The sequence below is a fragment of the Mediterraneibacter hominis genome, from assembly GCF_014287475.1.
GTDB classification, from domain to species: domain Bacteria; phylum Bacillota; class Clostridia; order Lachnospirales; family Lachnospiraceae; genus Mediterraneibacter; species Mediterraneibacter hominis.
Genome location: NZ_JACOPF010000001.1, coordinates 354,224 through 368,963, shown reverse-complemented (window position 1 = coordinate 368,963; position 14,740 = coordinate 354,224). Strand labels below are relative to the sequence as shown.

General features: G+C 41.5%; 10 protein-coding genes and 1 tRNA gene. 2 read left to right on the top strand and 9 right to left on the bottom strand.

Annotation, left to right across the window (positions count from 1 at the left end; genetic code table 11):
• Positions 1 to 2 precede the first annotated feature (2 nt).
• Genes H8S37_RS01665 through polA form a run of 3 tightly spaced genes read right to left on the bottom strand, consistent with a single transcriptional unit; the run spans position 3 to position 4,046 of the window.
• A complete protein-coding gene (locus H8S37_RS01665) occupies positions 3 to 800 on the bottom strand; it encodes an MBL fold metallo-hydrolase (RefSeq protein WP_186874318.1) in 798 nt (265 codons plus the stop codon).
• Entirely contained in the window at positions 797 to 1,444 is a 648-nt protein-coding gene (coaE, locus tag H8S37_RS01660; RefSeq protein ID WP_330604802.1) for a dephospho-CoA kinase, read from the bottom strand. The genes H8S37_RS01665 and coaE overlap by 4 nt, the downstream gene beginning before the upstream one ends.
• Entirely contained in the window at positions 1,431 to 4,046 is a 2,616-nt protein-coding gene (polA, locus tag H8S37_RS01655) for a DNA polymerase I (protein WP_186874317.1), read from the bottom strand. Before polA ends, coaE begins: the two co-directional genes overlap by 14 nt.
• 177 nt (positions 4,047 to 4,223) lie before the next feature.
• Between polA and H8S37_RS01650 the strand changes: the two genes are divergently transcribed.
• Complete coding sequence (locus tag H8S37_RS01650; protein WP_186874316.1) at positions 4,224 to 4,859, top strand: HAD family hydrolase; 636 nt, start codon at positions 4,224 to 4,226, stop codon at positions 4,857 to 4,859.
• A 124-nt stretch (positions 4,860 to 4,983) separates the two neighbouring features.
• Here H8S37_RS01650 and H8S37_RS01645 read toward each other — a convergent pair whose 3' ends face one another.
• From H8S37_RS01645 to H8S37_RS01620, 6 genes are all read right to left on the bottom strand, one after another.
• Positions 4,984 to 5,295, bottom strand: coding sequence for a hypothetical protein (locus H8S37_RS01645; RefSeq protein WP_186874315.1), 312 nt, complete (start codon positions 5,293 to 5,295; stop codon positions 4,984 to 4,986).
• 186 nt (positions 5,296 to 5,481) lie between these two features.
• Positions 5,482 to 5,564 (bottom strand) — tRNA-Leu (locus tag H8S37_RS01640).
• A gap of 62 nt (positions 5,565 to 5,626) precedes the next feature.
• The gene (locus H8S37_RS01635) at positions 5,627 to 6,898 is read right to left on the bottom strand and encodes a diaminopimelate decarboxylase (protein ID WP_186874314.1); all 1,272 of its coding nucleotides are present in this window, start codon (positions 6,896 to 6,898) and stop codon (positions 5,627 to 5,629) included.
• Positions 6,895 to 7,605 carry a TrmB family transcriptional regulator gene (locus H8S37_RS01630; RefSeq protein ID WP_186874313.1) on the bottom strand — a complete coding sequence of 237 codons (711 nt, stop codon included), beginning with the start codon at positions 7,603 to 7,605 and terminating at the stop codon, positions 6,895 to 6,897. Before H8S37_RS01630 ends, H8S37_RS01635 begins: the two co-directional genes overlap by 4 nt.
• A gap of 186 nt (positions 7,606 to 7,791) precedes the next feature.
• Complete coding sequence (pyk, locus tag H8S37_RS01625; protein ID WP_186874312.1) at positions 7,792 to 9,228, bottom strand: pyruvate kinase; 1,437 nt, start codon at positions 9,226 to 9,228, stop codon at positions 7,792 to 7,794.
• A gap of 98 nt (positions 9,229 to 9,326) precedes the next feature.
• A complete protein-coding gene (locus tag H8S37_RS01620; protein WP_186874311.1) occupies positions 9,327 to 10,172 on the bottom strand; it encodes a rhomboid family intramembrane serine protease in 846 nt (281 codons plus the stop codon).
• Positions 10,173 to 10,447: 275 nt separating this feature from the next.
• Between H8S37_RS01620 and H8S37_RS01615 the strand changes: the two genes are divergently transcribed.
• On the top strand, positions 10,448 to 14,686 hold the full coding sequence (locus H8S37_RS01615) for a 2-hydroxyacyl-CoA dehydratase (RefSeq protein ID WP_186874310.1): 4,239 nt from the start codon (positions 10,448 to 10,450) through the stop codon (positions 14,684 to 14,686).
• Positions 14,687 to 14,740 lie beyond the last annotated feature (54 nt).

The window sequence follows — 14,740 nt, the reverse complement described above, 5'->3', positions numbered from 1 at the left end:
GCTTAAACTATAATAATATCTGAAATAGCATCTCTTTTCGCCACAAACATATCGAGGTCATCTCCTTTATATTCATTGTCTGCCAGCGTTACTTCCAGTTTTACTGTCTCATATGCCAGTTTCGCATAATTATTCTCTTTGCTTAAATGCCCAAGAATAATATGATTCAAATTATCATGTAGTATATCACAAAGGAGCCTTCCTGACAATTCATTTGAAAGATGCCCCTTTTCGCCGAGAATCCTCTGTTTCAGATAATAAGGATAACCACCTACCTCCAGCATATGTATATCATGGTTTGCTTCCAGCAGAACCGCATCCAGATTTTTTAAATTTTCTACTGTATACGCATCATACACTCCTAGATCTGTCGCTACTGCCACCGCTTTATTCCCGCACTCCATCCGATAGCCACATGGCTCGTTCGCATCGTGGGAAATCGAAAAAGGATGAATACGAATATCACCTAAACAAAGCTCCACATCTGTATGAATCGGATGGAACAACCCTTCCGGCACCTTTCCAAGTCCTGCATATGACAAAATCCCCTGAATCGTTCCTGGTGTGGCGTATATTGGTATCTCATATTTTCTGCTGAACACCCCCAATCCTTGTATATGATCTGAATGTTCATGGGTAATCAGAATACCATCCAATTCTTCTCCTTTGATTTCCAATTCTTTTAATCCCGCGTCAATTCTCTTTTTGCTGATTCCCGTATCCACAAGCAGATGCGTATGATTACTTCCCACATAAATACAGTTTCCACTGCTTCCGCTGGCAATACTGCACATTCTCATAACAATCTGTCTCCTATTTGTCTTACTGTATTTTCAAATGTACCACTGTTGTCAATTACAATGGTACAGTTTTCTCTAAATGTTTCCTCACTAAGCTGAGAGGCAAATATTTTTTTCGTCTTTTCCTCCGTATATCCTCTGGACATTTTCAGCCTCTCCATACGTATCTTCTCTGGCACATAGATATACCATATTTCATCACAGATGTCCTTATATCCCGCCTCAATAAGCAGGGCTGCCTCTATGACATAGAACTTTTGCCCTTTCTTTTTCTGTCTCTCTATATCAGAACATACCCATGCTTTTACTTCCGGATGCACAATCTCATTCAATACTTTTAATTTATCTGCATTTTCAAATACTTTTTCGCTTAGCTTCTGTCGTTCCAGTTCTCCGTCTGCACGCAGAACATCTTCTCCAAACTCTGCTATAATCTTTCTGTAACAGTCTGTTCCCCGCCTTTGCAAATTTTTTGCCACTTCATCCAGCTGGCAGACATATGCCTTATATTTTGTCTTTAAAAGCAAAAGCACTTCACTCTTTCCGCTGCCAATGCCGCCTGTCACTCCGATAATTTTCATATCCTGCCTTATGGCTTCCTTTCTACTTGCGTCCATTCCTTTTCGTCTGCTACTTTGCCTCATACCAGCTCTGTCCTGTATGCATGTCCACAATCAGCGGCACCTTTAAATCTGCTGCTTTTTCCATCTGTTCTGCCAAGATTTCCTTCACTTGAGCCAGCTCTCCCTTTTCTGCCTCAATCAAAAGCTCGTCGTGAACCTGCAATATCAGCCTGGACTTTAGCTTACGCCGCTTCAACTCTCTGTCCACACCAATCATCGCCACTTTAATAATGTCTGCCGCTGTACCTTGAATCGGTGCATTCATTGCTACTCTTTCACCAAAAGAACGCTGCATAAAGTTACTGGACTTCAGTTCCGGAACAGGTCTGCGTCTTCCAAACAAGGTAGACACATATCCTTTTTCCTTCGCCTGATTTACTGTATCATCTAAAAATACTTTCACACCCGGGTACGTCTCAAAATAATGTTCGATATATTTTGCCGCTTCTTTTCTTGTAATACTTAAGTCCTGACTCAGACCAAAAGAGCTGATTCCATATACAATCCCAAAGTTCACCGCCTTTGCATTTCTCCTCTGCAAATCCGTCACTTTCTCAAACGGCGTGTGAAATACCTGGGACGCTGTCATCCTGTGAATATCCTTCGCTTCCCTGTATGCCTGAATAAGCTGGGCGTCTCCCGAGCAATGTGCAAGAATACGAAGTTCTATCTGAGAATAATCAGCATCTACAAAAACGAATCCCTCTTCTGGCACAAATACCTTTCGAATCAGCCTTCCCAATTCCATACGTACTGGTATATTCTGCAAATTCGGCTCTGTACTGCTAATCCGTCCAGTCGCCGTAATCGTCTGGTTAAACGTTCCGTGAATCCTTCCGTCCTTACCGATAAAATTGGCCAATCCATCTGCATATGTGGACTTTAATTTTGCCAACTGACGGTACTCTAAAATCTTTGCTACAATCGGGAAATCCGGCGCCAGCTTATCCAGAACATCTGCCGCGGTAGAATACCCCGTTTTTGTTTTTTTGGCATGAGGCATTTTCAATTTGTCAAATAAAATAACGCCCAGTTGTTTCGGAGAATTAATATTAAATTCTTCCCCTGCCATTTCATATATTTCTCTTTCCAGCCGTACAATCTGTTCTCCCAGACGGCTGCCGTACATTTTCAGCTCCTCTGCCTCCACTTTGATTCCTGCACGCTCCATATCATACAACGTAAATAACAGCGGCATTTCAATCTCTTCAAAAAGCCTGTACATTCCTGTATTTTTTAGTTTTTTTGACATCGGCTCCACCGCCTTTAAACACGTATATGCCTCGTAGCAAGCCTTGGTGGACTCCTCTATGTTTTCATCTATCATCAAATGCAACTGTTCTCTAGCTATGTCTTCATACGTATAATCATTTTTTAAAGGATTCAAAAGATATGCTGCTATAACAGCATCAAAGCAGCGCTCTCTTACAATGCCTGGAAGTAATGCAAGGTAACGCTTTATATCACACATCACAAACAGTCCGGCATGTGCTGCGACCTCGGAAAGTCTGCTAAAGAGATACTCCATGTCTGTATGCATATCACAGGGAATCGAATATATCTGCTCCTTTCCAAAAGCAAGCGCTATCCGCCCATATCCTGAAGGATGCGAAAATAATGGAAGCACATTTCCTGCATCCTTTGAGATTGCCGCCCCCACTATATCCGCTTGACATGCCTTTTCAAAAATCGCATCAATCGCTTTTTTATCCGTCACTTCTTTGAAATATTTTTCCACCTCATTTGCCGAAGCCTCTACGTCAAAACGGCCGAGCAGATTTTTAAACTGAAGACGCTGAAAATACTCATAGGCTTCCTTTGTAAAAATATTCCCATGCTTTGCCGCCTCCAAATCAAACGCAATTTCTGCGTGTGTATTGATAGTGGCAAGTACTTTACTTAATTTTGCCTGTTCCCAGTACTCTGCCAAATTCTTTCCTGCCCGCGGCGGCTTTAACTCTCCTGCATGTTCATGCGCATTTTCTATATTTTTATACTCCTGGATAATTTTTGTCGCAGTCTTCTCTCCAATCCCAGGCACACCTGGAATATTGTCAGATGTATCTCCCATCAGTGCCTTTACATCAATGAATTCTTCTGGAGTCACCCCATATTTTTCTAGAACATCAGAAGCATAGTAGTCCTCTATCTCCGTCTTCCCCTGCTTTGTCTTTGGAATTCGGATTTTCACATGCTCTGTTGCCAATTGTAGTGTATCTCTATCCCCTGAAATAATAGATACATCCAGACCTTTTGCCTCACAATCGACTGAAATCGTTCCAAGAAGATCATCTGCCTCAAGTCCCGCCTGTTCAATCGTCGCAATCTGCATTGCCTGAAGCACTTCTTTTATCACAGGTACCTGCTGACGCAGCTCTTCCGCCATCGGCTTTCTCGTTCCTTTGTACTGTTCGTACATTTCATGTCGAAAAGTTGGCGCATGTACGTCGAAAGTGACCGTAAGATACTGCGGATTTTCCTCGTCTAGTATTTTAAAAAGAATATTTAAGAAACCATAGATTGCATTCGTATGCAGTCCTTCTGCATTTGTCAGATCGGGAAGCCCGTAAAAAGCTCTGTTTAAGATACTATGACCGTCTATCAGTACGATTTTTTCTCTCATTATCCATCTCCATTGTGTCTTTTCATAAAATTTGTGTCTCTAAAGCTTACATAGTTTTTCACCATCCGGCAAAAACGCTACGAGACAAGTATACACTAAAATCCCGCTTTTTAAAAGGCTCTTTTTATGTTATGATAGCGGTGGTGTAAGGTAAAAAGAAAGGAGTTTATAAAAAACATGACTACAACTGGAATTATATTTGATGTAGACGGTACTCTGTGGGATTCTACCGATACAGTAGCAAAAGCCTGGACAGACGCAATACAGCAGCATACACATTTGAATCTGGAAATCAACGGTGCTGTCTTAAAAAATCTGTTTGGAAAAACAATGAGTGAAATTGCCGCCGCGCTTTTCCCTTCTTTGCCAGAGAAGGACAGGCTCTCCATTCTAGATATATGTTATGAATACGAAAACCGGCTTTTAAAGACACAGCCAGGCAGGCTCTATGACAAGGTATATGAAATACTTTCTATTCTTTCCAAAAAATATCCCCTTTTCATTGTCAGCAACTGCCAGTGCGGATATATTGAGCTGCTGTTGGAGACAACGAAAATTACGCCTTTTATAACAGATACGCTCTGTTTCGGCCAGACACAGACTCCAAAAAGCCAGACCATCTTAACTTTGATGGAGCGCAACCATTTAAAAAATGCCGTATATATCGGGGATACCCAAGGGGATTATGACGCTTGTAAGGCGGCTGGCATCCCGTTCATCTATGCCGATTACGGATTTGGTGAAATAAAAGATGCGCCTGTAAGTATCCATACTTTTTCTGAGCTAGTCACACTGCTTCCAGACTTTTTTTAACATCTGCGAGACAGGCAGGTATCTCTTCTGTCTGTCCCTTTTCTTATCTATCTCATCAATTTCATGCTATCTCCTGAAAACAGACAACAAAAACCGTCCTTTCGGACGGTTTTGCTGCTCAATCTTATCTTTTTTTCAAATATTTCTCAATATAGTTTATAAATCTCCCTTTTGGTCCCCTTCCAAGTAACTTTTCATCATATTCATTGTATTCTCCTCCGATTCGGCTTATAGTAAGCAATACTTTCTTTATTGCTACAGGAACCAGCATGAATACGATACACGCAGCCAAAGAAGCAGCATTTTGTGTCTCTATGCTTTCATACACGCCTCCGCCTATACAGCATATAACCCATACAGTCATATACGGACGATATTTATATAAATATGATGCAGTCGCCATAACTACTTTTATGATTGCTTTTGCCGTATTCATTGCCGCTTCCTCCTACTGGCTTTATCATAACACATTTCCTTTTATAGCTCCATAAGAGACGCGACTTTGTTACTCTAAAGTCAATAGTCAAAAAGGAAGATCTGCGCTTATCGGAATTGGTTTCTTTCTGCAAAAGAAAAACCTTTGAAAATACTGTATTTACAACATTTCCAAAGGTTTATTCAATGCGGATGGTGGGACTTGAACCCACACGTAGTCACCTACGCAAGATTTTGAGTCTTGTGCGTCTGCCATTCCGCCACATCCGCATAATCGGCTTCCACCGGAAGCCGAAGTTAATTATAGCACAGCTATACCTATAATGCAAGCTCTATTTTAAAAGCTTTTTTCCTATTTCAAAGCAGTCAAAAGTTGCAAAATACTCTTTCGGTGTTTCCGCACGGCGGATCAATTGTGTACTTCCATCCTCTTTTAAAAGTACCTCTGCGGATTTCAGTTTGCCATTATAATTATATCCCATTGAAAATCCATGTGCTCCTGTATCGTGAATCACCAAATAATCTCCTATATCAATCTTTGGCAGCATCCGGTCAATTGCAAATTTATCATTATTTTCACACAAGGAACCGGTAATATCATATTTGTGATCCTGTGGAAGATTTTCTTTTCCTATCACTGTAATATGATGATATGCTCCATACATGGCAGGACGCATCAAATTCACCGCACATGCATCTACTCCGATATAATCCTTATGTGTATGTTTTTCATGGATTGCCTTCGTAACTAAGCATCCGTATGGCCCCATCATAAATCTTCCAAGCTCTGTATAAATTGCCACATCCCCCATGCCTGCCGGAACCAGTATTTCCTCATATACACGCCGTACGCCTTCTCCGATCACCCGAATGTCATTCGGCTCCTGATCTGGACGATAGGGAATGCCAATTCCTCCTGAGAGATTGATAAACTTTATATGCACTCCCGTCTCTTTTTGAAGCTTCACTGCCTGCTCAAACAAAACCTTTGCAAGCATTGGATAGTATTCATTTGTCACTGTATTGCTGGCCAGAAACGCATGAAGCCCAAATTCCTTTGCTCCTTTTTCTTTCAGAATCTTATAGGCTGAAAAAAGCTGTTCTGTTGTCATTCCATATTTTGCGTCTCCTGGATTGTCCATAATGTCATTACTGATTTTAAACAAACCACCTGGATTATAACGACAGCTGATTGTCTCTGGAATATGCCCGATTGCCTTCTCCAAAAACTCAATATGTGTAATATCGTCCAGATTGATAATCGCTCCTAACTTATCCGCCAACTGAAAATCAGCTTCCGGAGTATCATTTGAAGAAAACATAATCTCTTCTCCTCTGATCCCAATTGCATCCGAAAGCATTAACTCTGTGTAGGAAGAACAGTCGCATCCACATCCATATTCCTTCAAAATATCTATCAAGAATGGATTCGGTGTCGCTTTCACCGCAAAATACTCCCTATAGCCTGGATTCCAAGAAAATGCTTCTTTTAGCGCTTCCACATTTCTGCGGATTCCCTTCTCATCATAAAGATGAAACGGAGTTGGATACTCCTGTGTTATTTTATCTAATTGTTCTTTTGTTACAAACGGTTCTTTTTTCATTTTATCTTTCCTCCATGTATTGTAATTAATTGGATTTCATTTGCCAACGCATCTTTAAACAGCTTCACAAAATTTTTCTGTCCGGAATACAGACATGTATTCTGGCTTCCTGTTCCGTATTCACCAGATATAACATATGCAGAATCTACAATCATTCCTATCTGGCTTCCTTTTTCATCTGTGACATAGACCTCAACACCCTCAAGCATTGTAGGACTGTCTGTTATAACTACAACCCTCTGCCCTTTTTTTACAAGCAGCTCTAACTCTTTTCTCAAACTTTCCAGACATTCTCCCGTACAAGACAAATACACCCGTTCTTTAGCATGAGACAGCAGGTTTACCATTTTGTTATAAACATTTTGTTTTCCTTCTACTGTGATATATCCTTCTTCTTCTTGCTTTACCGCCGGTGCATGCGCAATCAGCCACTCTTTTTCCTGTTCTATTTTCTGCATGCAGTTTGATAAAAATTCTTCCAACGGAACAGGGATATATTTCTTTGCTGACTCTTTCACTACATATGCCGCGCCCTTCTCCACCAAAGCCGCAAGTGCACTATACGCGTTAGATCTGGAAATTCCGATTTCTTTTGCCACTTCATATCCTGTCTGTTTTCCCTTTAAAAGCAAGTTTTCATAAACTCCTGCCTCCTGTCTGGTCAGACCAAAGTGCAGCAAATTTTCTGCAAATTGACGTTCATCCATAGAATTCATTCTTTCTTTTTTGTTATTAGTAGTTCTTTTCAGGAACACTATATAGCACATTCCTCTTCTTGTCAACATATATTTCGGATTTTCATACCGTTTTAATATGCTCACAAAATGAGGAAGGAGAACCTTCGCACTCCTCACAAGTGCGGGCAGTTCTCCTTTTCTTCGTCTGTTTTTTCTCTATTCTACCGTCGCAATTCTCATCATATTGCTTACGCCGCTTCTTTCTTTTTTTACATTCGGAGACGGGATTCCTGCTGTCAAAACTACAATATCTCCCGGCTCCACATACTGTTTTACAACTGCAAGCTCAACGGCTCCATTGCAAATATCCTCTGTTGTATCAAACTCTAATGACTTAATTGGGCGCACTCCCCAATATATAGACATTCTGCGGAGTGTCCTTTCATTCGGAGTGACTCCTAAAATTTCTTGCTTTGGTCTTAAATTAGATACAACTCTTGTCGTAGCACCTGAAACAGAAGGAGTAATAATACATTTTGCATGCAAGTTTGCCGCTGCAAGAACAGAAGAATAACCAATCGCACTGGAAACTCCGGCTTTCAGATGCTCTCCGGCTTTTTCCAGCATCACATCATATTCCAGATGCTGCTCTGTATTCTCGATAATATGCACCATCATTTGCAGCGCTTCCAACGGATATTTCCCCTGTGCGGTCTCCCCTGAAAGCATTACGGCATCTGTTCCATCATATACTGCATTTGCCACATCTGTCACTTCTGCTCTAGTTGGACGCGGATTGCGCATCATCGAATCCAGCATCTGTGTAGCTGTAATAACCGTCTTGAAGTTACTGTTACACTTCTGTATCATCATTTTTTGGAGATACGGAACTTCTTCTGCCGGAATCTCCACACCGAGATCCCCTCTCGCAACCATAATACCATCTGCCGCCCGAATGATCTCATCTATATTTTGAATACCTTCTACATTTTCAATTTTAGCAATAATCGGAATATAAGGAGCTCCCAATTCTTTCAAATATGCTCGGATTTCCAATATACACTCCGCATTTCTTACAAAAGAAGCAGCAATAAAGTCTATTCCCTGCTCCACACCAAATTTTAAGTCCTCTTTGTCTTTCTGTGTGATCGCCGGAAGTCTTACCGGCACATTCGGTACATTTACGCCTTTGCGCTCTCCTAGCTCTCCGCCGTTTACAACCGTACAAATAATCTCTTTATCTGTAGTACCGGTTACTTTCAGCCCGATTAAGCCGTCGTCGATTAAAATTGTTTTCCCAATCTCTACATCCTCAACAAGTCCTGCATATGAAATAGATACTTTTCTTTCATCTCCTTCTATTTCATCGATTGTCAATGTAAACGCTTCTCCTGTTTTTAATGTAACCTTTTTTCCATCCTTTAAAAGTCCAGTTCTGATTTCCGGTCCCTTTGTATCTAAAAGAATTGCTGTATTTGTATGCTCCTCTTCGCGGAGCTGCTTTAACATATCCATACGACCTTTATGTTCCGCATGGTCTCCGTGGGAAAAGTTAAACCGAGCCACATCCATCCCATTTTGGATGAGCTTTCTCATAAGCTCTCTGTCATTTGTATTCGGCCCCATCGTGCAAACCACTTTTGTCTTTTTCATTGTTACGTCTCCTTTTCTCTCACTCAATTTCTATCCCTTATCGGGCGAAGCCCGCCTTCCCGAAGGGAATGTATTGCGGGGTACCCTTTAAGATATACTTATTTCACATGTTCATGCGTAAATAAATGTTCTTGGCAATATTCATAATTTCCATTACATTTTGAACAAAACCGAAATTCCAACGTAGGATCATCCAGCTCCGTACGGCCACAGACAGCACAGCGGTGCCTTGCCCCATTTGCATATGTCATATGAGGCCGCGTCTGCTGCTTAAATTTTGCCTTTCTTGCCTTCTCTTTCGGCGTATAAGGCTTTAAATTCCTGCTGGAAAGGAAAAAAATAACAAAATTCAAAAGTGATGCGCCCACTGCCACCTTTGTCGCAATTCCTCCCATAACAAAATAGTAAAGTGCCATCGCCGCATACACAAACGCCATCCATTTCATCTTAATCGGCAGGATAAAGTACAGCAATATTTCCATATCTGGATACATTGCAGCAAAGGCAAGGAAAATCGACATAGTAATATAGTTTGTGCTAATCATTCCCACGCTGGAAAGTGACACAGAGAATCCGTACACTCCATAAAGCACGCCATATAAGACAAATGTAGCAATAACAGTAAAAATGATACCAGAAAAAATATATACATTATAGCGGAACGTCCCCCATGCCCTCTCCAGAGCTGTGCCAAGAGAATAGTATAACAGCACTAAAAACGCCAGAGAAATCAAATTCGTAGTAGGCGGTATCAATACCCAGGATACAAGTCTCCATACCTGTCCTCTTAAAATCAACGCCGGTTCCAGCGTAATCCAGCCTATAATCTGAGGCATAAGATACATAATTCCAAACCCAATAACATAACCTGCCAGCAGATACATAGTCAGATTTGGAATTGCAAAACGTCCAAATTTTCGTTCTAATTTGTTCAGCCAGTTCAAGAATTTTTACTCCTTACTTTTTAAATATTTATATCCATGAGTAATTGTAACGTTATGCTTCTTGTTTGTCAAACAGTTGTTGTCTACTTTCATTCTTTTTAACATTATCTTTATATAAATTCCCCATAACCCTCTGGAATTATTTTGTAAACCCGCATAATAATTACAATTGTCTTTTTACACGTCCTGTCGTATAATGTAAATTGTTGTAAAATGAAAAAACACATTTAATAGGAAATAACTGACATAAACTAAATGAAAACGAGGTTATACTTATGGGTTTAAATGAATTACATACTCTTGGAATTGATATTGGTTCTACGACAGTAAAGATTGCTGTCTTAAACACAGATAATGAAGTTCTATTCTCCGATTATGAACGGCATTTTGCCAACATCCAGGAAACGCTTTCGGATCTTTTAAGTCGCGCGCTTTACAAGCTTGGTCCAATTTCTGTCTCTCCGGTCATCACTGGTTCCGGTGGACTTACACTTGCCAAGCATCTTGATGTTCCTTTTGTACAAGAAGTCATTGCTGTCTCCACAGCATTACAGGACTATGCGCCGCAGACAGATGTGGCCATTGAATTAGGCGGCGAGGATGCGAAAATCATCTATTTTGAGGGCGGTAATGTAGAGCAGCGTATGAATGGAGTATGTGCGGGTGGAACAGGTTCTTTTATTGACCAAATGGCATCCCTTCTTCAGACAGATGCTTCCGGTTTAAACGAATATGCGAAACAGTATAAAGCGCTCTATTCAATCGCCGCGCGCTGTGGTGTGTTTGCAAAATCTGATATTCAGCCTCTTATCAATGAAGGCGCATCAAAGGAAGACTTGGCCGCCTCTATTTTTCAGGCAGTTGTCAACCAGACAATCAGTGGGCTTGCCTGCGGGAAGCCAATCCGCGGACATGTAGCGTTTTTAGGAGGGCCTCTTCACTTCCTCTCTGAGCTTAGAGAAGCATTTATCCGGACTTTGAAGCTGGATGAAGAACATACAATTGCCCCAAATCATTCCCATCTTTTTGCTGCAATCGGTTCTGCCCTAAATTCCAAAAAGGACTGTCAGGCTGAATTACAGACGCTGCAGAAACGCCTGGAAGGTAAAATCCAGATGGAATTTGAAGTAGATCGTATGGAACCTCTATTTGCAACTACCGCAGACTACGAAGAATTCACTTCACGTCACGCAAAGCATCAAGTACCTGTCAAAGATTTATCTTCTTATCACGGAAAGGCATTTTTAGGAATTGACGCCGGATCCACTACTACAAAAGCCGCACTTGTAGGCGAGGACGGCACCCTTCTTTATTCTTTCTATCACAATAATGACGGCGATCCACTGGGCACTACCATCCGTGCAATCAAAGACATATACAGCCAGCTACCCGAAGATGTAGAGATTGTTCATTCCTGTTCTACCGGATATGGAGAAGCTCTGATTAAAGCTGCCCTTCTTCTGGATGAAGGAGAGGTTGAAACCGTATCACACTACTATGCCGCTTCCTTTTTTGAACCGGATGTAGACTGTATTCTGGATATTGGCGGTCAGGATATGAAATGTATTAAAATTAAGAACCAGACTGTAGACAGCGTACAGCTAAATGAGGCGTGTTCCTCTGGCTGCGGATCTTTTATAGAGACTTTTGCCAAATCCTTAAATTACAGTGTAGAGGAGTTCGCACATGAAGCACTCTATGCGCAAAATCCGATCGATCTTGGAACACGCTGTACCGTATTTATGAACTCCAAAGTAAAACAGGCACAAAAAGAGGGAGCCTCTGTTGCAGATATTTCCGCCGGTCTTGCTTATTCTGTTATCAAAAATGCCCTGTTTAAGGTCATTAAAGTATCCAGTGCTTCTGAGCTTGGAAATCATATCGTTGTACAGGGCGGTACTTTTTACAACAATGCTGTGCTTCGCAGTTTTGAAAAAATTGCAGACTGTGAGGCTATCCGCCCAGATATTGCCGGTATCATGGGGGCATTCGGCGCAGCGCTTATCGCCAGAGAACGCTACGTAGAATGTGAAGGCACTACTATGCTTTCCATCGAAGATATAGAAAGCCTCGAATACTCCACTACAATGACAAAATGCAAAGGATGTACAAATAACTGCCGTCTGACAATCAACCATTTCAGCGGCGGGCGTAAGTTTATTACTGGAAACCGCTGTGAACGCGGATTGGGAAAAGAGAAGGCCTCCAACACACTCCCTAATCTCTTCGATTACAAATTTCACAGATATTTTGATTATACCCCGCTTAAAGAAGAGGAAGCCCCAAAAGGAACCATTGGAATTCCGCGTGTTTTGAATATCTATGAAAATTATCCGTTCTGGTTTACCTTTTTCACAAAGCTTGGTTTCCGTGTTGTACTCTCTCCTGCTTCTACGCGGAAAATATATGAGCTTGGAATTGAATCCATCCCCAGTGAATCAGAATGTTACCCTGCAAAACTCGCACATGGGCATGTACAGTGGTTAATTAACCAAGGTATTAAGCATATTTTTTATCCCTCTATTCCCTATGAGAGAAATGAATTTAAAGAGGCGAATAACCATTACAACTGTCCCATCGTCACTTCCTATCCAGAAAATATAAAAAATAATATGGATCCAATTGTACACGGAGAAGTCGATTTTATACATCCGTTTCTATCTTTCCAAAATGAAGATACTATTTCTTACCGGTTGTTAGAGGAACTCGGAGAGAAATTTTCTCTTACAGAGGAAAATGTAAAATCTGCTGTTCACGCAGCATGGACAGAGCTTGCTTCCTGCCGTGAAGACATGCGTAAAAAAGGAGAGGAAACGATTCGTTTCCTGAATGAAACTGGCAATCGGGGGATTGTGCTTGCCGGCAGACCTTATCATATTGATCCGGAAGTGCATCATGGGCTCCCTGAAATGATAAACTCTTATAATATAGCTGTGCTGACAGAGGATTCTATTTCCCATTTGAATCCGGTAGAGCGTCCTTTAAATGTCATGGATCAATGGATGTATCATTCCCGTCTGTATGCAGCGGCAAACTATGTAAAAACAACTGAAAATCTGGATCTCATTCAGTTAAATTCTTTCGGCTGCGGCTTAGACGCGGTAACCACCGATCAGGTTGCCGAAATATTGACAAACTCTGATAAAATTTATACAACCCTGAAAATCGACGAGGTCAACAATCTCGGCGCTGCCCGAATTCGTGTACGCTCTTTGCTCGCGGCAATTCGGGTACGTGAACAGCATAAAACAAAACGGGAAATTCATCCTTCTGCTATTGAAAAGATACCATTTACAAAAGAAATGCGTAAAACACATACGATCCTTTGCCCGCAGATGTCCCCCATGCACTTTGAGCTTTTAGAACCGGCATTTAAGGCGGCAGGATACAAAGTGGAGGTTCTTCCAAACGACAATAAGCAGGCGGTAGATGTAGGTCTAAAATATGTAAACAATGATGCTTGTTATCCTTCTCTAATGGTAGTTGGGCAGATTATGGAGGCAATCTTATCTGGTAAGTATGACACCGATCGTCTTGCTGTTATTATCAGTCAGACAGGCGGAGGCTGCCGTGCTTCCAACTATATCGGATTCATTCGGCGCGCGCTAAAGAAAGCCGGATACGGACACATTCCAGTCATCTCTATCAACCTAAGCGGATTAGAAGGCAATCCTGGCTTTAAGCTTACTCCTTCTCTGATTCTGCGCGGAGTCTACGCCGCTGTATTTGGAGATATATTTATGAAATGCGTTTACCGAATGCGCCCTTATGAAGCCGTACCAGGCACTACTGATGCCCTCCACCGTAAATGGGCAGAGGTCTGCAAAAAATTCGTATCTGTCGGCTATCCCTCTCGCCGTCGGTTCAAGAAACTGTGCCGAGATATAATTACAGATTTTGATAACATTGAAACATTAGATATTAAAAAGCCCCGCGTTGGAGTTGTTGGCGAGATTCTTGTCAAATTCCTTCCCGCTGCAAATAACCACCTAGTTGATTTGCTTGAAAACGAAGGTGCTGAGGCAGTAGTTCCCGATTTAATCGACTTTTTACTCTATTGCTTTTATAACCAAAACTTTAAGGTATCCCATCTCGGCATGAAAAAGTCCAAGGCGTTGGTAGGAAATTTAGGCATAAAGGCAGTAGAATGGTTCCGTGCTCCTGCCTCTAAAACATTTGCCAGAAGTAAACATTTTACCCCGCCCGCGCATATAGAAGATTTAGCAAAAATGGCATCCGAAATTGTTTCTATCGGAAATCAGACTGGAGAGGGCTGGTTCTTAACGGGTGAAATGTTGGAACTGATTCACAGCGGAGCCGGTAATATCGTATGTACACAGCCATTTGCCTGCCTGCCTAACCATGTAGTAGGAAAAGGCGTTATCAAAGAATTGCGGCGCCGATACCCGAAATCCAATATAGTAGCAATCGACTTCGATCCAGGCGCCAGTGAAGTAAACCAGTTAAATAGAATCAAGCTCATGCTGTCCACAGCAAATAAAAATATGAACTAGAATATAAATTTAACGAAGCAACAAGCAGTGCGAAAAGAACAGGCAAACTTCTGT